21 protein-coding genes are annotated in these 21,996 nt (G+C 71.7%); 11 read left to right on the top strand and 10 right to left on the bottom strand.

Annotated features, from left to right (window positions below):
• The first annotated feature begins 264 nt into the window (after window positions 1-264).
• Together STRBO_RS0130565 and STRBO_RS0130560 are read left to right on the top strand one after the other, a co-directional pair.
• Window positions 265-1,773 (top strand): family 43 glycosylhydrolase, encoded by a 1,509-nt coding sequence (locus tag STRBO_RS0130565; RefSeq protein ID WP_005478543.1) that lies wholly within the window; start codon window positions 265-267, stop codon window positions 1,771-1,773.
• 22 nt (window positions 1,774-1,795) lie between these two features.
• Window positions 1,796-3,244 (top strand): family 43 glycosylhydrolase, encoded by a 1,449-nt coding sequence (locus tag STRBO_RS0130560; protein WP_005478541.1) that lies wholly within the window; start codon window positions 1,796-1,798, stop codon window positions 3,242-3,244.
• A 175-nt stretch (window positions 3,245-3,419) separates the two neighbouring features.
• On the opposite strand, the gene STRBO_RS0130555 is transcribed toward STRBO_RS0130560, so the two are convergent.
• Genes STRBO_RS0130555 through STRBO_RS0130545 form a run of 3 tightly spaced genes read right to left on the bottom strand, consistent with a single transcriptional unit; the run spans window position 3,420 to window position 4,934 of the window.
• Window positions 3,420-3,968 carry a hypothetical protein gene (locus STRBO_RS0130555; RefSeq protein WP_005478540.1) on the bottom strand — a complete coding sequence of 183 codons (549 nt, stop codon included), beginning with the start codon at window positions 3,966-3,968 and terminating at the stop codon, window positions 3,420-3,422.
• Window positions 3,961-4,338, bottom strand: a complete 378-nt coding sequence (locus STRBO_RS0130550; protein ID WP_005478538.1) for a MazG-like family protein — start codon at window positions 4,336-4,338, stop codon at window positions 3,961-3,963. Before STRBO_RS0130550 ends, STRBO_RS0130555 begins: the two co-directional genes overlap by 8 nt.
• Before the next feature lie 50 nt (window positions 4,339-4,388).
• Complete coding sequence (locus STRBO_RS0130545; RefSeq protein ID WP_020115314.1) at window positions 4,389-4,934, bottom strand: DoxX family membrane protein; 546 nt, start codon at window positions 4,932-4,934, stop codon at window positions 4,389-4,391.
• Window positions 4,935-5,135: 201 nt separating this feature from the next.
• On the opposite strand from STRBO_RS0130545, the gene STRBO_RS0130540 reads away from it, so the two are divergent.
• Together STRBO_RS0130540 and STRBO_RS0130535 are read left to right on the top strand one after the other, a co-directional pair.
• Complete coding sequence (locus tag STRBO_RS0130540) at window positions 5,136-5,462, top strand: nuclear transport factor 2-like protein (protein WP_020115313.1); 327 nt, start codon at window positions 5,136-5,138, stop codon at window positions 5,460-5,462.
• Window positions 5,463-5,530: 68 nt separating this feature from the next.
• A complete protein-coding gene (locus tag STRBO_RS0130535) occupies window positions 5,531-6,538 on the top strand; it encodes an aldo/keto reductase (protein ID WP_020115312.1) in 1,008 nt (335 codons plus the stop codon).
• A 403-nt stretch (window positions 6,539-6,941) separates the two neighbouring features.
• Here STRBO_RS0130535 and STRBO_RS0130530 read toward each other — a convergent pair whose 3' ends face one another.
• On the bottom strand, window positions 6,942-7,754 hold the full coding sequence (locus STRBO_RS0130530; RefSeq protein WP_005478533.1) for an SDR family oxidoreductase: 813 nt from the start codon (window positions 7,752-7,754) through the stop codon (window positions 6,942-6,944).
• A 159-nt stretch (window positions 7,755-7,913) separates the two neighbouring features.
• Between STRBO_RS0130530 and STRBO_RS0130525 the strand changes: the two genes are divergently transcribed.
• Window positions 7,914-9,578: an alkaline phosphatase D family protein gene (locus STRBO_RS0130525; RefSeq protein WP_005478532.1), complete on the top strand. Its 1,665-nt coding sequence runs from the start codon at window positions 7,914-7,916 to the stop codon at window positions 9,576-9,578.
• A gap of 128 nt (window positions 9,579-9,706) precedes the next feature.
• Here STRBO_RS0130525 and STRBO_RS0130520 read toward each other — a convergent pair whose 3' ends face one another.
• Window positions 9,707-10,732 (bottom strand): Gfo/Idh/MocA family protein, encoded by a 1,026-nt coding sequence (locus STRBO_RS0130520; RefSeq protein ID WP_020115310.1) that lies wholly within the window; start codon window positions 10,730-10,732, stop codon window positions 9,707-9,709.
• 109 nt (window positions 10,733-10,841) lie between these two features.
• Between STRBO_RS0130520 and STRBO_RS0130515 the strand changes: the two genes are divergently transcribed.
• From STRBO_RS0130515 to STRBO_RS0130500, 4 genes are all read left to right on the top strand, one after another.
• Complete coding sequence (locus STRBO_RS0130515; protein ID WP_020115309.1) at window positions 10,842-12,350, top strand: multidrug effflux MFS transporter; 1,509 nt, start codon at window positions 10,842-10,844, stop codon at window positions 12,348-12,350.
• Window positions 12,302-13,480, top strand: a complete 1,179-nt coding sequence (locus tag STRBO_RS0130510) for a serine hydrolase domain-containing protein (RefSeq protein ID WP_209442959.1) — start codon at window positions 12,302-12,304, stop codon at window positions 13,478-13,480. Before STRBO_RS0130515 ends, STRBO_RS0130510 begins: the two co-directional genes overlap by 49 nt.
• Before the next feature lie 121 nt (window positions 13,481-13,601).
• The gene (locus STRBO_RS0130505; RefSeq protein WP_005478528.1) at window positions 13,602-14,636 is read left to right on the top strand and encodes a small ribosomal subunit Rsm22 family protein; all 1,035 of its coding nucleotides are present in this window, start codon (window positions 13,602-13,604) and stop codon (window positions 14,634-14,636) included.
• Window positions 14,637-14,701: 65 nt separating this feature from the next.
• Complete coding sequence (locus STRBO_RS0130500; RefSeq protein WP_005478527.1) at window positions 14,702-15,175, top strand: GNAT family N-acetyltransferase; 474 nt, start codon at window positions 14,702-14,704, stop codon at window positions 15,173-15,175.
• 15 nt (window positions 15,176-15,190) lie between these two features.
• On the opposite strand, the gene STRBO_RS0130495 is transcribed toward STRBO_RS0130500, so the two are convergent.
• Window positions 15,191-15,400, bottom strand: coding sequence for a DUF6243 family protein (locus STRBO_RS0130495; protein WP_202498798.1), 210 nt, complete (start codon window positions 15,398-15,400; stop codon window positions 15,191-15,193).
• 128 nt (window positions 15,401-15,528) lie between these two features.
• On the opposite strand from STRBO_RS0130495, the gene STRBO_RS0130490 reads away from it, so the two are divergent.
• Together STRBO_RS0130490 and STRBO_RS0130485 are read left to right on the top strand one after the other, a co-directional pair.
• Complete coding sequence (locus tag STRBO_RS0130490; protein ID WP_005478524.1) at window positions 15,529-16,158, top strand: TetR/AcrR family transcriptional regulator; 630 nt, start codon at window positions 15,529-15,531, stop codon at window positions 16,156-16,158.
• Window positions 16,159-16,423: 265 nt separating this feature from the next.
• Window positions 16,424-17,176 (top strand): bifunctional DNA primase/polymerase, encoded by a 753-nt coding sequence (locus STRBO_RS0130485; RefSeq protein ID WP_005478522.1) that lies wholly within the window; start codon window positions 16,424-16,426, stop codon window positions 17,174-17,176.
• 48 nt (window positions 17,177-17,224) lie between these two features.
• Here the strand turns inward: STRBO_RS0130485 and STRBO_RS0130480 are convergent, their stop codons facing one another.
• Genes STRBO_RS0130480 through efeO form a run of 4 tightly spaced genes read right to left on the bottom strand, consistent with a single transcriptional unit; the run spans window position 17,225 to window position 21,614 of the window.
• On the bottom strand, window positions 17,225-18,337 hold the full coding sequence (locus STRBO_RS0130480) for an SCO2278 family lipoprotein (protein WP_005478521.1): 1,113 nt from the start codon (window positions 18,335-18,337) through the stop codon (window positions 17,225-17,227).
• Window positions 18,294-19,169, bottom strand: coding sequence for an iron uptake transporter permease EfeU (gene efeU, locus STRBO_RS0130475; protein ID WP_005478519.1), 876 nt, complete (start codon window positions 19,167-19,169; stop codon window positions 18,294-18,296). The genes STRBO_RS0130480 and efeU overlap by 44 nt, the downstream gene beginning before the upstream one ends.
• Window positions 19,170-19,173: 4 nt before the next feature.
• Window positions 19,174-20,460: an iron uptake transporter deferrochelatase/peroxidase subunit gene (gene efeB, locus STRBO_RS0130470; RefSeq protein WP_020115306.1), complete on the bottom strand. Its 1,287-nt coding sequence runs from the start codon at window positions 20,458-20,460 to the stop codon at window positions 19,174-19,176.
• 2 nt (window positions 20,461-20,462) lie between these two features.
• Entirely contained in the window at window positions 20,463-21,614 is a 1,152-nt protein-coding gene (efeO, locus tag STRBO_RS0130465) for an iron uptake system protein EfeO (protein ID WP_005478517.1), read from the bottom strand.
• Window positions 21,615-21,996 lie beyond the last annotated feature (382 nt).

Genomic DNA, 21,996 nt, shown 5'->3' with positions numbered 1-21,996 from the left:
CCTGTGTGCCTCGCACGCCCGGCGCGAAGCGCCTCGGAAACCCCCGGGGACCTCGCACGGGCACCACCGGCTCGACCTCGGGCGGGCATCGCGGTGCGACCTCGCGCGGGCACCGGCGGCGACGGAACCTGTCGCATCCATTGACGTCCCTCCCGTCTCACCTTTACCTTCTGGCCGAAGTTACGCACAGTGTTCGTCATTTCGGACAGTGTCGTTTCGAGCCGCTCCCGGAAGGGACTTGTCGTGTTTCCCACCCCCGCTCGCGTGCGTACCCCGCGGTGGTCACCCCGGCACTGGCCGTCGCTGGCCGTCGCGCTGCTGGCCCTCCTCGCGTCCCTCCTGGCCGTCCAGCCGGTGTCCCCCGCCGCCGCGGCCGACGGCAAGCCGTACACCAACCCGGTCAAGTCACAGAAGGGCGCCGACCCGTGGCTGGAGTACTACAACGGCAACTACTACCTGGTGACGACCTCGTTCACCGGTGAGCTGACCATGCGGAAGTCGCCCACGCTGGCCGGGCTGAGCACCGCGCCCAGTGTGCAGGTGTGGTCGGACAGCACAAGCACCCGCAACTGGAACATGTGGGCCCCGGAGATCCACTTCTTCGACGGCAAGTGGTACCTGTACTACTCCGCCGGGCCGCGCAACTCCGCCTGCTGTGACGACCAGCGCACGTACGTGCTGGAGAGCGCCGGGTCCGACCCCATGGGGCCGTACACCTTCAAGAACCAGCTCGCCGGATCCAACCTGAACCCGGGCGGCTGGCTGATCGACGCTAGCGTGCTCAAGCACGACGGCAAGCTGTACCTGCTCGGCAGCGGGTCGGCCGGCGGCAGCAAGCAGAGCCTCGTCATCGCGCCGCTCAGCAACCCCTACACCCTCGCCTCCTCCACCTTCACCGTCATCTCCAGCCCGACCCTGAGCTGGGAGACGCAGAGCGGTGAGGTGAACGAGGGGCCCGAGCCGCTCTACCGCAACGGGCGCACCTTCCTCGTCTACTCCGCGAGTGCCTGCTGGGGCCCCGACTACAAGCTCGGCCAGCTGGAGCTGACCGGCTCCGACCCGCTGCTCGCCTCCTCCTGGACGAAGAAGCAGACCCCGGTCTTCCAGCGCAATGACGCGGGCGGCGTGTACGCGCCCGGCCACAACGGGTTCTTCACCTCGCCCGACGGCACCGAGAACTGGATCGTCTACCACGCCAACGACGCGGCGGGCGACGGCTGCGACAACGGCCGTACGACCCGCGCCCAGAAGTTCACCTGGAACGCGGACGGCACCCCGAACTTCGGCACCCCGGTCGCCCTCGGCGCGACCATCGCCGGGCCCTCCGGCGAGAGCGCGACGACGCCGACCGCGTACACCATCGTCAACCGCAACAGCGGCAAGTGCCTGGACGTCACCGGCGGGGGTACGGCCGACGGCACCGACATCGCCCAGTGGACCTGCAACGGCGGGGCCAACCAGAAGTGGCGGATCGACGACCGCGCCGACGACACCAGCCGCCTCGTGAACGTCGCCACCGGCAAGGTCGCCGACGTCACCGACTGCGCGAGCGCCGACGGCACCGACATCCGGCAGTGGTCCTGGCTGAACAACACCTGCCAGAAGTTCCGCATGGTCTACCTCGGCAACGACTACGTCCGGATCGTCAACGCCGCCACCGGCAAGGTCATGGACGTCGCCGACTGCGGCACCGCCAACGGCACCGACGTACGCCAGTGGTCCTGGCTGAACAACAACTGCCAGCAGTGGCGCCTCGTCCCCACCACCGCCTGATCCCGAAAGGCCCAGACAGAACATGAGACACCTCACCAGGCGGGCCGTCGTGGCCGCGGCGGCCGCGCTCGTCGTGTGCACCACCATGACCACCCCCGCCCAGGCAGCCGCCCCGGCGTCCCCGGCCGTCACCTTCACCAACCCGATAGCCGAGCAGCGGGCCGACCCGCACATCTTCAAGCACACCGACGGCTACTACTACTTCACGGCCACCGTCCCCGCGTACGACAAGATCGTCATGCGCCGGGCCACCACCCTCCAGGGCCTCGCCACGGCCGCGGAGACCACCATCTGGACCAAGCACGCCAGCGGTGAGATGGGCGCCCACATCTGGGCCCCGGAGATCCACTTCATCGACGGCAAGTGGTACATCTACTTCACGGCCGGCTCCTCCAACGACATCTGGAAGATCCGCCCGTACGTCCTGGAGACCAGCGCCGCCAACCCGATCACCGGCACCTGGACGGAGAAGGGGCGCATCTCCCTGCCGCTCGACACCTTCTCGCTCGACGCGACGACCTTCACGGTGGGCGGCACCCGCTACCTGAGCTGGGCGCAGAACGACCCGGCGGTCGGCGACGGCACCAACATCTACCTGGCGAAGATGTCCAACCCCTGGACGATCCAAGGTAGTCCGGCCATGATCTCCCGGCCCACCAACGCCTGGGAGAAGGTCGGCCACACCGTCAACGAGGGCCCGGCGGTCATCCAGCGGGGCGGCAAGGTCTTCATGACCTTCTCCGCCGCCGCCACCGACGCCAACTACTGCCTCGGCCTGCTGACCGCCTCCGACTCGGCCGACCTGATGAACCCGGCCTCCTGGGTCAAGACCCCCACCCCGGTCTTCAAGAGCAACGCCGCCACCGGCCAGTACGGCCCCGGCCACAACACCTTCACCACGTCCGAGGACGGAAAGTCCGACATCCTCGTCTACCACGACCGCAACTACAAGGACATCAGCGGCGACCCGCTCAACGATCCCAACCGTCGCACCCGCTACCAGAAGCTGTACTGGAACGCCGACGGCACGCCCAACTTCGGCATCCCCGTCGCCGACGGCACGACCCCGGTCCGGCTCTCCTCGTTCAACTTCCCGGACAAGTACATCCGGCACTGGGAGTACCGCGGCAAGCTGGAGGCGAACGTCACCAACCTGGCCGACTCGCAGTTCCGGATCGTCACCGGTCTGACGGGCAGCGGCACGGTCTCGCTGGAGTCGGCGAACTTCCCCGGCTACTACCTCCGCCACAAGAACAACGAGGTGTGGGTGGAGAAGGACGACGGCACCGCCCTGTTCGACGCCGACGCCTCGTTCAACGAGCGGGCCGGTCTCGCCGACACCGCGGCCGGCGTCTCGTACGAGTCGTACAACTTCCCCGGCCGGTACATCCGGCACTTCAACAACCTGCTCTACACCCAGCCGGTCAGCACGACCCTCGACCGGCAGGACGCGACCTTCTACAAGCAGTAGGCCGGATACGGGCCGGGTACAGGGCCGGGTACAGCCCGGCTCCCGGGTACGGGCCCGGCCGTCCGACGCAAGCAGCTGCGCGCCGCCCCTGAGGGGCGGCGCGCAGGCGTCTTTCCGGGGCGCCCGGCGCACTACTCCGGCGGCAGCACCCGCACCAGCCCCGACTGGTACGCCATCACATGGTGTGCAGGATGTCGCGGGAGGCCTGGATGAACTCCTTCAGCGCGTCCCAGAACGGCGCGTAGCAGGAGTCGAAGCGGGCGACGGCCCCGGTGTCGCCCTCGATCATCGCCTCGATCGCCTTGTGGAACGGATTCGTGGTCCGCCGGACCTTGTTGGCGAGTTCGGCGACCTCGTCGGGCCCCTCCAGCGAGACGACCCAGGTGAGGTTGCGCAGCGTGGCGTACTCGTCCCGCTGCCGCTCGCGCAGCCGCCGCAGCTCCTCGACCCGCTCCGGTCCGAGCCCGTCCCGCGCATCCCCGCCCCCGGCGCCCCGGACCACCTCGGACACCTTCCAGTGCACATCGCTCAGCCGCTGCGCCTGCTCGATGAACTCCGCGTAGGCCGTCCGCCGTGCCTGCCGCAGCCGCTCCACCCGCTGCGCGCCCGCCGTGGTGTCCGCCTGGATGCGCGCCGCCCGCGCGGTCCCCCTGCTCGTCACCCAGCTCGCGAGGACGGCGGTGCCGGCGGTGAGCGCGGCGATCCAGAACGCGCTGTCAGCCACGGCCGGAACCCAGCGAACGTTCGGTGACCCCGGCCAGATGGGCCGCGAAGACCGCGCGGGCGTCCGGGGTGAGGGTGCGCAGGGCGACCAGGGCGGTGACGACCACGTCGCACAGTTCCGCCTGGACGTCCTGCCAGGTGTGGGTGGTGCCCTTGCGGGGGTTCTGCCCCGTCACGCCGATGACCGCCTGCGCGACCTCGCCGACCTCCTCCTGGAGCTTCAGCATCCGCAGCAGCAGGCCCTCCCGGCCGCCGTGCGGCTGGTCGGCCTCCAGCCACGCGTGCAGACGGGAGACGGACCGCCAGAGGTCGTCGGGGCCGTCGGGCGCTTCGGGCGCGTAGGGGTCGGGGGAGTGCCGCTGCTCGCTCATGCGCGCAGCCTGTCACGCCCCGCTGACAGCGAGGGCCCGTCCCGGAAAGGTCACTCCTCGAACAGGGTCTCCTGCTCGCCCTCCTTCTCCTTGCGCACCCGCTGGGTGCGCATGCCCACGACCACCGCCGTGACCGCGGCCGTACCGGCCAGCGCCACCGGGACCATCCAGCCCCGGTCGACGACATGGCGCAGCGCGTGGTCGAGGGAGAGCCGGCCGGGGCCGGTGATCGCGAGGCCGGCGGCGGCCAGGCCCAGGGTCGCGGCGTACTCGTAGCCGCCCTCGGCGTTGAAGAACCCGTTGGGCGTGTGGATCGCGGTCGCGCCGGCCATCGCACCCGCCGCGGCCGCACCGGCCGCGGGCGTGGCGAGGCCCAGCGCGAGCAGCGCCCCGCCGCCCGTCTCGGCCAGGCCGGCGGCGGTGGCGCTCGCCTTGCCGGGCGCGTACCCGACGGACTCCATGAACGCGCCGGTCCCCTCGATGCCGTGCCCGCCGAACCAGCCGAACAGCTTCTGCGTGCCGTGCGCGGCGAGCACACCGCCCGCGCCCAGCCGGAGCAGCAACAGTCCCAGATCACGTCGGTCGAATGAGGTCATGACCACTCCCGAACAGCAGAGGTACCGGCGGAGAACCCGACAGTGCGAACGTGCGAAGCGAACGTGCGTACGTCCCCCCGCGTATCCACCGTCGCACCGATGACACCTGCCCGGCCCGCTCGCGCGCCCGTTCGGGTGGCACCGGATCCGCCGTGCGCCGTCCGGTGGCGTGCCCCCGCCCGCGGTGTGAGGCTGGCCGCCATGAAGATCGCACCCGCCAAACTCAGCGACCCGGCCGTCCGGGCCTTCGTCGCCGCGGTGAACGCCCACGACCAGCACGCGTTCTTCGCGCTCCTCACGGACGACGCGACCATGTCGGACGACGGCTCCGACCGCGACCTCACGGACTGGACCGACCGGGAGATCTTCTCCTCCCACGGTCACATGGAGGTCCAGCGCGAGTCCGCCGGCGGCCGTGCCCTGGTCGCCAACTACCGCAACGACACGTGGGGCGAGATGCGCACCGCGTGGCGCTTCACGGTGTCGGAGGACGGCCGCATCAGCCGCTTCGAGACGGGTCAGGCGTAGCGCGGGACCCGCGCCGGGGGAGCGGGGGCTTGCGTTCGTGTGCGCTCCAACTCCTAACGTCCGTGGTCATGGAGACGAACACGCACACGGACCCGTACACCCGCACCCTCGGCCGCAGCGGCATCCAGGTCAGCGCCCTCGGCTTCGGCTGCTGGGCGATCGGCGGCGAGTGGCAGGCCACCGACGGACAGCCGCTCGGCTGGGGGAAGGTGGACGACGAGGAGTCCGTACGGGCGGTCCACCGCGCCCTCGACCTCGGCGTCACCTTCTTCGACACGGCCGACGCGTACGGCACCGGGCACAGCGAGCGCGTCCTCGGCCGGGCCCTCGGCAAGCGCCGCGCGGACGTCGTCGTGGCCACCAAGTGGGGCAACGTCTTCGACGCGGCCACCCGCACCCTCACCGGCCAGGACGACACCCCGGCTCACGCCCGCCGCGCCCTCACCGCCTCGCTGGACCGCCTCGGCACCGACCACGTCGACCTCTACCAGCTCCACCTCTCCGACGCCGACCCCGAGCGCGCGGCCCGACTCCGCGACACCTGCGAGGAGTTCGTGCGCGAGGGTCTGATCCGGGCCTACGCGTGGAGCACCGACGACCCGGACCGCGCCGCCGTGTTCGCCGAGGGGCCGCACTGCGCGGCCGTGCAGCACCGGCTGAACGTCCTGCAGGACGCGCCCGAACTCCTCGCGCTGTGCGAGGAGTCCGGGCTGGCGAGCATCAACCGCAGCCCCCTCGCCATGGGGCTGCTCACCGGGAAGCACACCCCGGGGCGCACGCTGGCGGCCGGCGACATCCGCAGCACCCCGCCCGAGTGGCTGCCGGGCTTCACCGCCGACGGCGGCGCCGACCCGCAGTGGGTGGGCCGGGTCGAAGCGTTGCGCGAGATCCTCACCAGCGGGGGCCGTACGCTCGCGCAGGGCGCCCTCGCCTGGATCTGGGCCCGCAGCCCCCGGACCGTGCCCATCCCCGGGTTCCGCTCGGTCGCCCAGGCGGAGGAGAACGCGGGTGCCCTCGCCGAGGGACCGCTCACCGCGGAGCAGATGGCCGAGATCGACCTGGTCCTGGGGCGCTGAACCCCGCCTCGCCCGTACGACGGCGAAGGGCTCGTACGGCGGCGGAGGGCCCGTACGACGGCCGACGGGCCGCACACGGCGGGGGAGTGGCCCTGTCCTGAGGGAAACGTCGGTGGGCAGCCGTTCCGCTCCGGTGCTTACCTCGCGGTCCCACGCGAGGTCCGCCCCCTTCCGGAGCTGGAAACGGCTGCCACCACCCCCCTCGGGTTGGCCATGGAAGCCACCGCCTCCAAGTGTGAAGCTCTCGTGGAGACGAGCCCTGAGCATATGCCCGCCACGTGCCCCAATGGACCGGAGGAACAGCTTCCGTTTGTGTAAGTTGAGCCCTGGACGAATGTCGAGCAGGCCGACGGGCGCGGCTCGCCGACCCCCGGCCCGCGTTCGGGGCCCGCCCGTCCGCGCCTCAGCCCCGTCCGACGTACGGCATCGTCGTCGCCATCACCGTCGCGAACTGCACATTCGCCTCCAACGGCAGCTCCGCCATGTGCCGCACCGTCCGCGCCACGTCCGTCACGTCCATCACGGGCTCGGGCAGGAGCTGCCCGTTGGCCTGGAGCACACCGTTCGCCATGCGTTCGGTCATGTCCGTCGCCGCGTTGCCGATGTCGATCTGCCCGACCGCGATGCCGTACGGCCGCCCGTCCAGGGAGAGCGACTTGGTCAGGCCGGTCAGCGCGTGCTTGGTCGCGGTGTAGGCCACGGAGTGCGGGCGGGGCGTGTGCGCGGAGATGGAGCCGTTGTTGATGATCCGGCCGCCCCGCGGGTCCTGCTCCTTCATCTGCCGGTACGCCGCCTGCGCGCACAGGAACGCCCCGTTGAGGTTGGTGTCCACGACGTGCCGCCAGGCCGCGTAGTCCAGCTCCTCCACCGGGACCCCGCCCGGACCGAACGTGCCCGCGTTGTTGAACAGCAGGTCCAGCCGCCCGAACCGGTCGCGCACGGCGGCGAGGAGCGCGTCCACGTCGCCGGGCCGTGAGACGTCCGTACGGACGCACAGCGCCGCCGGGGCGCCGGTGCCGGTGCCCGCGTCCGCCGTCGGGCCGGCCCCGGCTTCGGTCCCGGTCCCGGCTTCGGCCGCCGTCTCGGCGAGCTTCTCCTCGCGGCGGCCCGCCAGTGCCACCGACCAGCCGGCGCGCAGCAGTTCCACCGCCACGGCACGGCCGATTCCGGAGCCCGCGCCCGTCACGATCGCGATCTTGGTTCCTTTAGCCTTCATGGGCTCGCAGCGTAGGGGAGGCTCCGCGCTCGGCCGCGCAGGTGGGGCCCGCCATACGGAACTCATTCGTCCGCCATCTGGGTGTTGTGTACGTGACAGAAGATCGTCGAACCTGGCCACTCCACTGACGAAACACAACTACCTTAAGAAGAGGGCCAGATGCCACTCCCCACCCATGGGCCGACACAGCCCCGCTCGTCCCATGCGCCCGAACTGCGCGCCGCCGCCCGGCACTTCGACCGCCGCCGCTTCCTCACCGTCACGGGTGCCGCCGCCGCGCTCGCCTTCGCCACCAACCTTCCCGCGGCCGGCGCCGCGGCCGCCGCCACGCTGGACCCCCGCCGGATCACCGAGGACCCCTTCACCCTCGGCGTCGCCTCCGGCGACCCGCTGGCCGACTCCGTACTGCTGTGGACCCGGCTCGCCCCGGCCCCCTACCAGCCCGACGGCGGACTGCCCGCCGAACGCGTCAGGGTCGAATGGGAACTGGCCCTCGACGACAGATTCCGACGCGTCGTCAGACGCGGCACCGCCACCGCCCACCCCGAGTTGCACCACACCGTCCATGTCGAGGTCGAGTTCCTCGCCCCCGGCCGCGTCTACTACTACCGCTTCCGCACCGGCACCTGGATCAGCGAGACCGGCCGCACCCGCACCGCCCCCCCCGGCCGCGCCCATCTGACCGGCTCCACCGAACTCTCCTTCGCGGCCGTCTCCTGCCAGCGCTACGACCAGGGCTACTACACCGCCTACCGGCACCTCGCCGACGAGGACGTCGACGTCGTCCTCCACCTCGGCGACTACCTCTACGAGTACGCCGTGAACTCCGTCGGCGGCGCCCGCAACTACACCGACCGCGTCCTGCCCGACGTCTTCAACCACGAGACGGTCACCCTGGAGGACTACCGCCTGCGCTACGCCCTCCACAAGACCGACCCCGACCAGCGGGCCGCCCACGCCGCCCACCCCTTCGTCGTCACCTGGGACGACCACGAGACCGAGAACAACTACGCGGGCGACAACCCCGACGGCGGCGAGCCCTCCGAGGAGTTCCTGCTGCGCCGCGCCGCCGCCTACCGTGCGTACTGGGAGAACCAGCCGTTGCGCCGCCGCCAGCGCCCCGACGGCCCCGACATGAAGCTGTACCGGCGCCTCCGGTGGGGCCGCCTCGCCCAGTTCGACATACTCGACACCCGGCAGTACCGCTCCAACCAGGCGCAGGGCGACGGCTGGCAGATCCCCGGCCCGGAGTCCGCCGATCCGGCGCGCACGATGACGGGCACCACGCAGGAGCGCTGGCTCCTGGACGGCTGGGACCGGTCCGACGCGGTCTGGAACGTCCTCCCGCAGCAGGTCACCTTCTCGCAGCGCCGCAACGCCGTCGGCGAGGTCTACAAGGTGTCGATGGACTCCTGGGACGGCTATCCCGCCTCCCGCGAACGCCTCCTCGCCGGCGCCGAGGCCGCCGGCATCGAGAACCTCATGGTCCTCACGGGAGACGTCCACGTCGGCTACGCCTTCGACATCAAGCGCGACTTCGACGACCGCTCGTCCCGGACCGTCGGCACGGAACTCGTCGCCTCGTCCGTCAGCAGCGGCGGCAACGGCTCCGACAAGCCCGCCAACTGGGACACCTACATGACCGCCAACCCCCACATGCGGTTCTACAACGGCCGCCGCGGCTACACCACCGTCACCCTCGACCGCGAGTCCGCCCGCGCCGACTTCAAGGCCGTGCCGTACGTGACGACGACGGGGGCGGGCATCTCGACGGTCGCGTCCTTCGCGGTGGAGGCGGGGGTGCCGGGGCTGCAGCCGGTGTAGATGCCGCTTGCGCCCGTGTTCGCCGGAGAAGGGAGGGGGCGGGGGCGGGGCAGGCGAGCGGGGCGGGGGTGCCGCGAACGAACCTTCGTTTTCGCCAGTCTCCACCCCCGGCCCGCACCCCAGGCCCCCTACGCGAACGAACCTTCGTTCAGCCGCTCCTCGCCGGGATAGCGCACCCCCACCCGCTCCCGCAGCGCGTCCAGCGTGCGCATCACGGCGAGGGTGCCGTCGAGGGGGACGAGCGGGGACTCGGTCTCGCCGGCCCGCAGGGCCCGCATGACCTCGATGGCCTCGTGCCGGAGGCTGTTGCGCGGGCCGTCGGCCGGGTCGGCGGTGAATTCCTGCGCCTCGCGGCCGTCCCGGTGCAGCACGAACCGCTCCGGGAAGAAGAACCCGGACGGGATGTCGATCCGGCCCTCGGAACCGGTCACCGACGCGGACGTGCCCGTGCCGCCCACGATGGAGCAGTGCACCGAAGCGAGGGCGCCGCTCTCCCACGAGAGCACTGCTCCGGTCTGGAGATCGACGCCCTCGTCGGAGAGCACCGCTCTCGCCGTGACGTCCGACGGCTCCCCGAGCAGCAGCTGCGCGAAGGACACCGGGTACACCCCGAGGTCGAGCAGCGCGCCCCCGCCCTGAGCCGGGTCCCGCAGCCGGTGCGAGGGCGGGAACGGCCCGGAGATCCCGAAGTCGGCCTGCACGGTCCGCACGTCACCGATCGCGCCGTCCCGCACCACCTCGGCGAGCCGTCGCACCAGCGGATTGCAGTACATCCACATGGCCTCCATCAGGAACCGCCCGCGCTCCCGGGCCAGCGCGACCAGTTCCTCCGCCTCGCCCGTGTTCAGCGTGAACGCCTTCTCGCACAGGACGTTGCGCCCCGCCTCCAGACACATCCCGGCGGCGACCCGGTGTGCCGCGTGCGGAGTGGCGACGTACACCACGTCCACGTCCGCGTCCTCGGCGAGCGCGCGCCAGTCGCCGTAGGCCCTCGGTATCCCGAACCGTTCCGCGAAGGTCTTCGCCGAGGCCTCGCTCCGCGAGGCCACCGCCACGACCTCGGCGTCCGGCAGGTCGACGAGGTCCGCCGTGAAGGCCGCGGCGATCCCTCCGGTCGCCAGGATCCCCCACCGCACACGTCCGTCGTTCGACATCGCCACCCCTGTCCTCGGCTGTCCTCGGCTCCGGGGCGGGTGTGTGACCCCGCCCACGTCGTACGAGCTGAGAGCATAGGTGGCGGACTGAACACAGAGGGAGGGGCACATGCCCGAGGGGCACATACCGGGCTCGGCATCCGCCGAGCCGACCACGACGGCGGGGGAGCACCCCAGGCCCGCCGCGGCGGCGGCACCCCGGCCGCCGAAACCGCAGCCGTCGAAGCCACAGTCCGCGCAGCCGCAGCCGCAGCCGCAGCCGCAGCCGCAGCCGCAGCCGCAGCCGCAGCCGCAGCCACAGTCCGCGCAGCCGCAGCCGCAGCCACAGTCCGCGCAGCCGCAGCCGCAGCCGCAGCCGTCGAAGGCGGACCCCGGGGCCGCGCGGGCGACCACCGCCCTGCGCCGTACCGGCCTCCTCGTCACCCTCATCCTCGGCGGCCTCACCGCGACGCCGCCCCTGGCGATGGACATGTACCTCCCGGCCCTGCCGGAGGTCACCAACTCCCTGCACGCGCCCGCCACCACGGTCCAGCTCACCCTCACCGCCTGCCTCGCCGGCATGGCGCTCGGCCAGCTCCTGATCGGCCCGATGAGCGACCGTTTCGGCCGCCGCCGCCCGCTGCTCCTCGGTCTCGCCGTCTACATCGTCGCCACCGCCCTCTGCGCCCTCGCCCCCACCATCGAGACCCTCATCGCCCTGCGCCTGGTGCAGGGCCTCGCCGGCTCGGCCGGGATCGTGATCGCCCGAGCGGTGGTCCGCGACCTGTACGACGGCGACGCGATGGCCCGCTTCTTCTCGACCCTGATGCTGGTCTCCGGGGTGGCCCCGGTCGTCGCGCCGCTGATCGGCGGCCAGATCCTGCGCGTCACGGACTGGCGGGGCGTCTTCGTCGTGCTCACGGTCATCGGCGTCGCGCTCCTCGCGGTGGTCTGGACGAAGCTCCCCGAGACGCTCGCCCCCGCCGAACGCCACGGCGGCGGCATCGGCGAGACCCTGGGCGCCATGCGCGGCCTGCTCACCGACCGGGTCTTCATGGGCTACACGCTCGCCGGCGGCTTCGCCTTCGCGGCTCTCTTCGCGTACATCAGCGCCTCGCCGTTCGTGATCCAGGAGATCTACGGCGCCTCCCCGCAGACGTTCAGCCTGCTGTTCGGCGTCAACTCCGTCGGCCTCGTCGTCGTCGGCCAGATCAACGGCAAGATCCTGGTGGGCCGGGTGAGCCTGGACAAGGTGTTCGCGGTGGGCCTCACGGTCGTCGCCCTGTCGGCGACCGCGCTGCTGCTGATGTCCCTGGACGTCTTCGGCGAGGTCGGCCTGGTCCCCGTCGCGGCGGCCCTCTTCGTCCTGATGTCCGCGATGGGCGTCACGCTCCCCAACACCCAGGCGCTCGCCCTGATGCGGGTACGCCACGCGGCGGGTTCGGCGTCGGCGCTGCTGGGTACCTCGTCCTTCCTGATCGGCGCGATAGCGTCCCCCCTGGTCGGCGTCGCGGGCGAGGACACGGCCGTGCCCATGGCCGTGGTCCAGCTGGCCGCGACCCTGGTGGCGGCGACCTGCTTCGTGACACTGTGCCGTCCTTGGAACAGGCGTACGAAAGTGGAGGGAGCGGAGAGCTGAGCGCGCCGAGACTGCGCACGGACACCCCGGAACGGGCCGGACTGGACCCCGAGGAACTGCGCCGTCTCGTACGGGACGTGCGCGCGCTGACGGAGGGGGAGCGCCCCCGGGTTCCCGGTGCCGTGGTCCTCGCCGGACGCGGCCCCGTCATCGCCGTCGAGGAGGCGGCGGGCTGGGCGCTCCGCTACGAGGCCTACGACGAACACGCCGACCGGGGACGGGAACTCCCGCCGGACTCCCGCGTCCCGGTCACCCCGCGCACCCCCTTCGACCTGGCCTCCCTCACCAAGCTGTTCACCGCCGTGGCGGCGATGCAGCAGCTGGAGCGCGGCACCCTCGGCATCGACGCGAAGGTGGGGGCGTACCTCCCGGACTTCACGGGCGCCGCCGAACACGGTCTGACCGTCCGCCACCTCCTCACCCACACCTCCGGGCTGCGACCCGAACTCCCGCTGTACGACTGTCCCTCCCCGGCCGCCCGGCTGGCGACGCTCCGCGCGGAGGCCCCGACGGCGCCCCCCGGCACGGAACACCGCTACTCCGACCTGAACCTCCTGCTCCTCCAGCACGTCCTGGAGCGCCTGACGGGCCGGACCATCGACGCCCTGATCCGCGACGGCATCACGCATCCGCTGGGCATGGTGTCGACGACCTTCGGCCCCTGCCCGGCCGCCGCGGCCACGGAGGACCAGCGCCGCCCCTGGGCGAAGGCGGACCGGGGCATGGTCCGCGGCCAGGTCCACGACGAGAACGCCTGGTCCCTCGGCGGTGTGGCCGGCCACGCGGGCCTCTTCTCGACGGCCCGGGACCTGGCCGTCTTCTGCCGCACCCTGCTGGCCGGCGGCTCCTACGGCCCCGCGCGCATCCTGGGCCCCGACTTCGTCGAGCTGATGCTGACTCCGCCGGGCCTCGGCTTCGCCCTCGACCAGCCCTGGTTCATGGGCGAGTTGGCGGGCCGGGGCGCGGCCGGCCACACCGGGTTCACGGGCACGTCCCTGGTCCTCGACCCGGCGACGGACACGTTCCTCGTCCTTCTCACCAACGCGGTCCATCCCCGCCGCGGCGAGCCCGTCAACGCGGCGCGGGCGGCGGCGGGGACCCGGGTGGCGCGGGCGGTGCGGGGGATGTGAGCCGGCGCGGCCGCCGAGGAGGCGGCCGAGGCCCTGGAGACGAGGCCCCCTGGAGACGAGGCCCCGGAGAGACGAGGCCCGGAGAGACGAGGCCCCATGACGAGGCCCTTAGAATCGCCACGTGAACGCCCCCGCCTCCGCCGCCGACACCCTCCGCAGCGCCCTCGCCGGCCTTCTCGACGGCCTCCCGCCCAAGTCGGCCACGCGGGCGGTGGAGCGGCTGATCGCGAACTACCGGGGGCGGACGCCGACGGACGCGCCGGTGCTCAGGGACCGGTCGGACGTGGTGGCGTACGCGGCGTACCGGATGCCGGCGACGTTCGAGGCGGTGTGCTCGGCGCTGGAGGCGTTCGCGGTGGCGGTGCCCGGGTGGGTGCCCGGCAGTCATGTGGACGTCGGCGGGGGTACGGGCGCGGCGACCTGGGCGGTGAACGCGACCTGGGCGGGCGGGCGACCGGTGACGGTGCTCGACTGGGCGGAGCCGGCGCTGGCGCTCGGCCGGGAGATCGCCGCGACGAACCCGGAACTGAAGGCCGCCGAGTGGCAGCGCTCTCGTATCGGAGCGGCGCTCACCATCGAGAGCACCGATCTCGTCACGGTCTCCTACGTCCTCGGTGAGCTGACCGCCGCCGACCGCACGGCCGTGGTGGGGGCCGCCGCGACCGCCGCCGAGGCGGTCGTGATCATCGAACCGGGCACGCCCGAGGGGTACGCCCGCGTCATCGAGGCCCGCGACCGTCTCGTCGCCGCCGGTTTCCACATCGCCGCGCCCTGCCCGCACAGCGCCGCCTGCCCCATCGTGCCCGGCGAGGACTGGTGCCACTTCGCCGCCCGCGTCAGCCGTTCCTCCCTGCACCGTCAGGTCAAGGGTGGCTCCCTGCCGTACGAGGACGAGAAGTTCAGCTACGTCGCCGCCACCCGCTTTCCCCCGGCCCCGGCCCCCTCCCGGGTCGTCCGCAAGCCGCAGATCCGCAAGGGCCAGGTCCTCCTGGACCTCTGCGAGCCCGGGACGGACGAGGCCGGCCCCGCCCTCACCCGGACCACCGTCACCAAGCGCCACGGCCCCCTCTACCGCGCGGCCCGCGACACGGGATGGGGCGACGCCTGGCCCCCGGCCGCAGACACAGCCGCAGACACAGACGCCGACCCGGCCTGACGTGCCCCCCGCCCACCCCGTAAATCGCTTGCGGCTCCGCGCCCCTTCCGGCTGAATCAACGATCATGTCGACGACACCACGCCTGGAACCCATCACCCCCGCCAACCTCAAGGAGGCGTTCGCCGTCCGCATCCGACCCGACCAGGAGCACCTGGTGGAGCCGGTCGCGCAGTCGCTGGCCGAGGCGTACGTCCACCCCGGTGTCGCCTGGCCCCGGCTCGTCCGGGACGGGGACCGGGTCGTCGGTTTTCTGATGGCCTTCCTCGACATCGACTGGAAGGGCGACGGCTCGGGCACCGATGTCCGCTCCGGGCTCTGGCGTCTGAACATCGCCGCCGAGGAGCAGGGGCGCGGGTACGGCCGCTTCGCCGTCGAGTCCGTGGCCGCCGAGATCCGCCGCCGGGGCGGCAGCCGGCTCTACGTCACCTGGCATCCCGGCCCCGACGGCCCCGAGGCCTTCTATCTCGGCCTCGGCTTCCGCACGACGGGTGAGACCAGCGGGGACGAGACGGTGGGGGTGCTGGAGCTGACCGGCTGACGGATCGGCCGGGCCTCATCCCTCCTGTCGGCCTCCCTGGCGATCTTCCCGGCCTTCCTCCCGCTGTTTCTCCTGGAGCTTGCGCAGCAGCTCCCGCTTCTGGGCCTGGGGGTCGTGGCCGCCGCCGACGCGGCCGTGCGCGGGGCCGCCGCGCAGGGCCTTGCGGCTGAGGTTCCGGCGCGAACCGCCGACTCCCAGCATGTTGCCTGCTCCACCTCGGGTCATGACGGTCTCCTCGCTGCGAGTGCGACTGCATCTGCATCTGCATCTACATGGAACGAAACGGTTCGTCTCGTCATGGTCACCACCATGAGGCGAGACGCACCGTCTTGTCAACCTGCTAGATTCGATCCATGGCCAAGAAGACCGCCCCAGACTCCACCCGGCGCAGCGAGAAGTCGCGCCGCGCCATCTACGACGCCGCCCTCGCCCTCGTGGGCGAGGTCGGCTACCAGAAGACGACGATCGAGGGCATCGCGGCCCGCGCCGGCGTCGGCAAGCAGACGATCTACCGGTGGTGGTCCTCCAAGGCGGAGGTGCTGCTGGAGGCGTTCCTCGATCTGCAGGAGCAGGCAGCCGAGCAGGTCGCGGCCCCGGGGCAGGAGCCCGAGGAGTACGCCATCCCGGACACCGGCGACCTCGCGGCCGACCTGAAGTACGTCCTGCGGGCCACCGTGGACGAACTGCTGGACCCGAAGTTCGACGTCCCCTCCCGCGCCCTCGCCGCCGCCGGGGTCGTCGACGAGAACCTCTCGAAGGAGTTCGTGGCCCGACTCCTCGAACCCCAACTCCAGTTCTACGTCCGGCGGTTGACGGCCGCGCAGGAGTCGGGCCAGGTCAGGTCCGACCTCGACCCGCGTATCGCCCTCGAACTCTTCGTCGCGCCCCTGGCCCAGCGCTGGCTCCAGCGGACGGGACCCATCTCCTACGCGTACACGGACAAGCTCGTCGACTACGCCCTGTACGGCCTCGTGCCGCGCTGACGCCGGTCGGCTCTCCGCCGCCCCGGTCAACCGCCTGCCCGCCGGCCGGCTCCCCGCCCGAGTGTGATCAATCCGACCGAAGGGCGACCGCCCAGGGACCCGCGACCGGGCCGTATGTCCTCCTAAAGCACCTGATAGCCCACCATCCCTGTCCGCACCCCGGCATCGCCCCACCTACCCCGGACGTGGGCTCCGGCCCCCCTCGGCGCAGGATGGTGGGACCATGGGGAGATGCTGTCCGCACCACAGCGAGGCGAGGCGATAGATGAGCGCGACGTTCGGCGGCCGGACCGGTCGGCAGGGCAGGTTCTCCGAGTGGCTGCGCGCCCGTCGTACCAGCCGCCCGCTCGACGAGGCCGCCGACGAGGCCGGGCGTGAGGAACTGCTGCTCGCCGCCGCCGCCGCCGGATTCCCGCTCGCGCCCGCCGCGTATCCCTCGGGCTACCGGTGTTCGTGCGACCGCGTCGGCTGTCCCACCCCCGCCCGGCACCCGGTGTCCTTCGCCTGGCAGACGCAGTCGACCACCGACCGCGGCCAGATCGAGCGCTGGGCCCGGCACCAGCCGGAGGCCAACTTCATCACCGCGACCGGCATGGTCCACGACGTGCTGGACGTCCCCTTCGCCGCCGGGACCGAGGCCCTGGAGCGGCTGCTCGCCGCCGGGATCGAGGTGGGCCCCGTCGCGGAGTCCGAGTCCGAGTCGGGCGAGGGGCGCCTGCTGTTCTTCACCCACACCCGGGGCACGCCCGAGGACGAGGACGAGTGGTGGCCCTGCGAGCTGGACTGCCACCCGGAGACCATGGACGAGCACCCGGGGCTGCGCTGGCACTGCCGCGGCTCCTACGTCCTCGTACCGCCGGCCCGAATGCCCGGTGACCTCGCCGTGCACTGGGTGCGCGGCCCCGAGCACCCGCTGCCGGACCCGCTGACCCTGCTGGAGATCCTCACCGACGCCTGCGCCCGCCATGTGGGCGAGCAGCCGGACCCCACGAACACGGCCTGGCCCTCCCGGAACTGACCCCGGCCCGGCCCTGCGGTCGCCCGCCCCGGCTCATCGGGCCGCGCGTCACTCGCCCTTGGCCCCCGTGAGCCCGCCCACCTGGCTCAGGACCTTCACCGGCTGGTCCGAGTTCGTCTTCGCCGGATCGAGGACCGCCTGGTTGTTCACGAACTCCAGGGTCAGGGACTGCTTGGGCTCGCCCGTCATCAGCGCCCGGACGGCCGGGTCCCTGACGGGGATGCTCACGCCCTGCGCGGCGGTCTGCTTCTGGTAGTGGCGGGTGGTGAAGAAGACCAGTGCCCCGCCGTCCGTGGTGCGCAGGCCGACCGGCGCGTAGTCGCCGTTGGTGAGGGCCTCGTCGATGAACTGCCGCGCGAGACCCGGCTTCGTCGCGTTCCGCCGGCGCTCGGCGCGCTCCTCGGAGGTGTACGGGCCGTCCGCGAAGAGGGCGCTGTCCTCCTTCAGATACGTGACGTACTTGTCGGGCAACTGCGCGGGAGCGACGGAGAGTTCGGGGTCGTTCGGCGTGACCACCTGGGCGTGGCCGTTCTCGTCCTTCTTGAACTGGGGCAGGTCGGCGCGGGGGACGACCGTGAGGAAGGAGACCTCCCACAGGTCGGTCAGCCCGTCCCGGGTGAAGACGAACAGCCAACGGTCCGAGGCGTTGCCCTTGTTGGCGGCCGCGTCGGCCACGAACCAGCGCGGCCAGGCCGCCTTCTCCGGAATCGTGTACGTGACGTCCGTCAGCTTCAGCGCCACATGGTTCGGGTTGCCGCCGGGGTTGAGCTTCGCGCCCGAGCGGAGCTTGCCGCCGTCGATGTCGGCGAGCGCGCCGGTGACCCGGGCGGCGTCCTGGGACTGGTCGTACGCCTTGTCCGCCCTGTTGTACGCGGCGGTGAAGTCCTTCAGCGCCCGCGCCGCCTCCCCGGGCGTCGCCGCGGGGACGACCTCCAGGTCGCCGCGGACCACCACGCAGCCGCTCGCCGTCAACGCCAGCGCGGTCACCGCCGTGGTCAGCAGCGCGCCACGGCCGTACGCGAGAGGCCCGTCGTGCCGGCGCGTTCCGGTGTCCGGACCGCGCCCGCCGAACCGGCGGAGTCCGAGGAACCGCCCGCCTGTACGCACCGGACGAACCTCACGAAGCCTTCGTGGGCTCGGAACCCCGAGAACCCTGCTCATCAGGAATCTTCACCTTCCCCTTCCCGGAGGCGAACCCTACCGGGGCGAGGAACAGCGCGAGCGTCGGGATCAGATAGAGGAGCCAGACCGTGACTTGGAGGACCGTCGGGTCGGGCTGGAAGTTGAAGACGCCCTTCAGGAGGGTGCCGTACCAGCTGTCCGGCGGAATCGCCCCGGTGATGTCGAACGCCTTGTCCGTCAGGCCGGGCAGGAAATCGGCCTCCTGGAGGTCGTGGAAGCCGTACGCGAGGACACCGGCCGCCACGACGACGAGCATGCCGCCGGTCCAGGTGAAGAACCGGGCGAGGTTGATGCGCAGCGCGCCCCGGTAGAACAGCCAGCCGAGCACCACCGCCGTCGCCAGGCCCAGCAGGACGCCGACGAGGGGGCCCTCGGTGCCGTCGCCGGACGCCCGTACCGACGTCCACACGAACAGCGAGGTCTCCAGGCCCTCCCGGCCCACCGCGAGGAACGCGGTCGCCACCAGCGCGCCGGTGCCCATCTGCAGGGCCGCGTCCAGCTTGCCGTGCAGGTCGGCCTTGAGGTGGCGGGCGGTGCGCCGCATCCAGAAGACCATCCAGGTCACCAGGACCACCGCGAGGATCGACAGGGAGCCGCCGAGCGCCTCCTGCGCCTTGAACGTCAGCTCCTGGGAGCCGAATTCGAGGACGCAGCCGAAGGCGAGGGCGAGTCCGACGGCGACGCCGATGCCTGTCCAGATGGGCCGGAGCGCGTCCCTGCGGTCCGTCTTCACCAGATAGGCGATGAGGATGCAGACGACGAGACTGGCCTCCAGGCCCTCCCGCAGACCGATCAGATAGTTCGCGAACACGGCGTCAGCCCTTCGTGGCCGATGAGGAGAACAGCGCCCGGCCCCACCAGTCGTCCGCGTCGCGGACGCCCGGCGGTACCGCGAAGATCGCCGAACCCACGTGCTGGATGTACTCGTTGAGCGCGTCCGTGGCCAGGTTGCGCTGGACCGGGATGAAGCCCTCGCGCACATCGCGCTGGTAGGCCAGGAAGAACAGGCCCGCGTCCAGGCGGCCGAGGCCGTCCGTGCCGTCGGTGAAGGAGTAGCCGCGGCGCAGCAGCGTGGCCCCGTGGTTGGAGTCGGGGTGCGCGAGCCGCACGTGCGCGTCCGGCAGCATCGCCTTCAGGAACGGCTCGTCGCGCTCCTTCGCCTTGCCGACCGGGGCGCCCTCGCCCTTGTCGCGGCCGAAGATGTCCTCCTGCTCCTGCAGCGAGGTCCGGTCCCAGGGCTCGATGTGCATACGGATGCGACGGGCGACGAGGTACGAACCGCCGGTCATCCACGCCGAGTTCGCGTCGACGTCCTTCTCGCCCACCCAGACGAACTTCTTCAGCCGGTCCGTCTCCGTGCCCGCGATGTTGCGGGTGCCGTCCTTGAATCCCATGAGGTTGCGCGGGGTCTGCGCCTCGGGCGTGGTCGAGGAGGTCTTGCCGAACCCGAGCTGGGACCAGCGCACCGAGACCTTGCCGAAGCCGATGCGGGCGAGGTTGCGGATGGCGTGCACCGCGACCTGGGGGTCGTCGGCGCAGGCCTGTACGCACAGGTCGCCGCCGCTGCGCGCCCGGTCCAGGTTGTCGCCGGCGAACTGCGGCAGGTCGACGAGGGCCTCCGGCCGCCGCCCGGCCAGTGCGAACCTGTCGAACAGGGAGGGCCCGAAGCCGATGGTCAGCGTAAGCCGGGACGGCTTCAGCCCCAGCGCCTCGCCGGTGTCGTCCGGCGGGGCCTGAGCCAGACCGCCGTACGCGCCGTCGCCGACCGCCTTCCCGGCGGTCATCCGGCGCGCGGCGGCCGTCCAGTCCTTCAGCATGGCCACGAACGCGTCGCGGTCGTCGGTCTCCACGTCGAACGCGGCGAAGTGCAGGCGGTCCTGCACGGGCGTGGCGATCCCGGCCTGGTGGGCGCCGTGGAAGGCGACGGCAGCCCCGGCGGCGGGGGCCGCGTCGTCGCCGGTACGGGCCGCGGCGACCGCGCCGCCGGCCGCGGCGGCACCGAGCGCGAGCCCGGCACCGCCCCAGCCGATCAGCGCACGCCGCGACGGAGTACGCGGGCTCTCGGACGCGGGACGGGGCTCGGGGGAGTCCTCGGCGGTCATCGTCACTTCACCACGGCTGCCGCGAGCTGCGAGAGGGGCTCGGCGAGCGCGTTCACCGCGTCCGACAGCTCCTTCTGCTCCGCCTTGCCGACCTTGTCGTAGGAGACGAAGTCGTAACCCGTCTTGTCCTTGCGGTACTTGTCGAGCAGCGTGTTCAGCGCCGCGAACTGCTGGTCGAGTTCCTTCGTCAGCTCCGGGGCGTTCTCGGTGGCGACGGGCTTCAGCAGCGCGTACGACTCCTCGGCGCCCTCGATGTTGGCCTTGAAGTCGACGAGGTCGGTGTGCGAGTAGCGCTCCTCCTCGCCGGTGACCTTGCCGGTGGCGACCTCGTCGAGGAGCTCCTTGGCGCCGTTGGCCATGGAGGTCGGGGTGATCTCGGCCTTGCCGACCCGCTTCTGCCAGTCCTCCAGGTCGGTCACCAGCTGGTCGGCCAGTTCGGAGTCGCGTGCGGTGAGCTTGCCGTCCTTCCACAGCGAGCGCTCCAGGCGGTGCCAGCCGGTCCAGTCCTTCTCCGGGTCCTGGCCCTCCTCCAGCCCGTCCTCGCGGACATCGACCTTCGGGTCGATGTCGCCGAAGGACTCGGCGACCGGCTCGGTGCGCTCCCAGCCGATGCGGGAGGGCGCGTACGCCTTCTTCGCGGCCTCGACGTCGCCGTCCTTGACGGCCTCGGCGAACACCTTCACCAACGGGATCGTCTCGTCGGCCTGGGCCTGCGCGTACTTCCGGTAGGAGGCGACGGCCTTGTCCAGCCGCGGATCGCGCGCGGCGACCTTGCCGCCGCCGGTGGCCTTGACGTCCTGCCGGATGCCGTCGCCCTTCATGCCCGGCTTGCAGGCGATCCGGTAGTCGCCCGCCTTCACCTCGGCGGTGACCTTCTGCTTGGTGCCGGGGCCGATGTTCTCGCGCTCGGTGACCACGCGGTCGTCGGGGAAGAGGAGGTAGACCTCGGTGACCTTGGAGCCCTTGTTCTCGATGTCCAGCTCGACGTGGCCCGCCGGGAACTCCTTCTTCGACACCTCGCACGTGGTGTCGGTCGCGGTCACCGCGATGGCCCCGTCCGCGCCCGCGCTGCTCTTCTCGGTACAGCCGGTGAGAGCGGTCAGGGCCGCCGCTGTCGTGGCGGCGGTGACGACGGACAGTCTGAGGGGGCGCATTTCGGCTCCAAGGCAGTACACAGAGGACACACAGAGAAGGTGAGGCGGGCCTAAGTTATCTGAGGCTTACCTCACCCATTGCTGTACCCCCAGTGAAACCCTCTCTCCGGAGCCGTACGAGCACGGGCGGATCACGGTGGCTCAAAACAGCCCCCATAGTCCGGTCAAGAGCGGGTCAAGAGAGTCATTCCACGGTCAAGAACGCGGTTTCACGTCCAAGCGTCGACTTTCGCCGCGTTTCGGCGTGATCGGGACATCGTCGGTCCGCGGGTGCGGGGCGGCCGGCCGTGCCCCGCCCGGTCTCGCGGGCCCGTCGGACCTCTCCGGCCCAACCGGCTTGTCCGGTAAGGTCACTTGGTCCTCTCCCTGGCTGGTGCCGGCG

Source organism: Streptomyces bottropensis ATCC 25435, from assembly GCF_000383595.1.
Lineage (GTDB): Bacteria > Actinomycetota > Actinomycetes > Streptomycetales > Streptomycetaceae > Streptomyces > Streptomyces bottropensis.
This window is presented reverse-complemented; position numbering and strand designations above follow the sequence as displayed.

What these genes read in the sequence shown, in the direction of transcription:
- STRBO_RS0130500 (WP_005478527.1), top strand. Translation starts at nt 14,702, where the DNA reads ATGTCGACGACACCACGCCTGGAACCCATCACCCCCGCCAACCTCAAG.
- STRBO_RS0130490 (WP_005478524.1), top strand. Translation starts at nt 15,529, where the DNA reads ATGGCCAAGAAGACCGCCCCAGACTCCACCCGGCGCAGCGAGAAGTCG.
- STRBO_RS0130485 (WP_005478522.1), top strand. Translation starts at nt 16,424, where the DNA reads ATGAGCGCGACGTTCGGCGGCCGGACCGGTCGGCAGGGCAGGTTCTCC.
- STRBO_RS0130520 (WP_020115310.1), bottom strand. Translation starts at nt 10,732, where the DNA reads ATGTCGAACGACGGACGTGTGCGGTGGGGGATCCTGGCGACCGGAGGG.
- STRBO_RS0130515 (WP_020115309.1), top strand. Translation starts at nt 10,842, where the DNA reads ATGCCCGAGGGGCACATACCGGGCTCGGCATCCGCCGAGCCGACCACG.
- efeB (WP_020115306.1), bottom strand. Translation starts at nt 20,460, where the DNA reads ATGACCGCCGAGGACTCCCCCGAGCCCCGTCCCGCGTCCGAGAGCCCG.
- STRBO_RS0130525 (WP_005478532.1), top strand. Translation starts at nt 7,914, where the DNA reads ATGCCACTCCCCACCCATGGGCCGACACAGCCCCGCTCGTCCCATGCG.
- STRBO_RS0130545 (WP_020115314.1), bottom strand. Translation starts at nt 4,934, where the DNA reads ATGACCTCATTCGACCGACGTGATCTGGGACTGTTGCTGCTCCGGCTG.
- STRBO_RS0130530 (WP_005478533.1), bottom strand. Translation starts at nt 7,754, where the DNA reads ATGAAGGCTAAAGGAACCAAGATCGCGATCGTGACGGGCGCGGGCTCC.
- efeO (WP_005478517.1), bottom strand. Translation starts at nt 21,614, where the DNA reads ATGCGCCCCCTCAGACTGTCCGTCGTCACCGCCGCCACGACAGCGGCG.
- STRBO_RS0130560 (WP_005478541.1), top strand. Translation starts at nt 1,796, where the DNA reads ATGAGACACCTCACCAGGCGGGCCGTCGTGGCCGCGGCGGCCGCGCTC.
- STRBO_RS0130495 (WP_202498798.1), bottom strand. Translation starts at nt 15,400, where the DNA reads ATGACCCGAGGTGGAGCAGGCAACATGCTGGGAGTCGGCGGTTCGCGC.
- STRBO_RS0130535 (WP_020115312.1), top strand. Translation starts at nt 5,531, where the DNA reads ATGGAGACGAACACGCACACGGACCCGTACACCCGCACCCTCGGCCGC.
- STRBO_RS0130540 (WP_020115313.1), top strand. Translation starts at nt 5,136, where the DNA reads ATGAAGATCGCACCCGCCAAACTCAGCGACCCGGCCGTCCGGGCCTTC.
- STRBO_RS0130480 (WP_005478521.1), bottom strand. Translation starts at nt 18,337, where the DNA reads ATGAGCAGGGTTCTCGGGGTTCCGAGCCCACGAAGGCTTCGTGAGGTT.
- STRBO_RS0130550 (WP_005478538.1), bottom strand. Translation starts at nt 4,338, where the DNA reads ATGAGCGAGCAGCGGCACTCCCCCGACCCCTACGCGCCCGAAGCGCCC.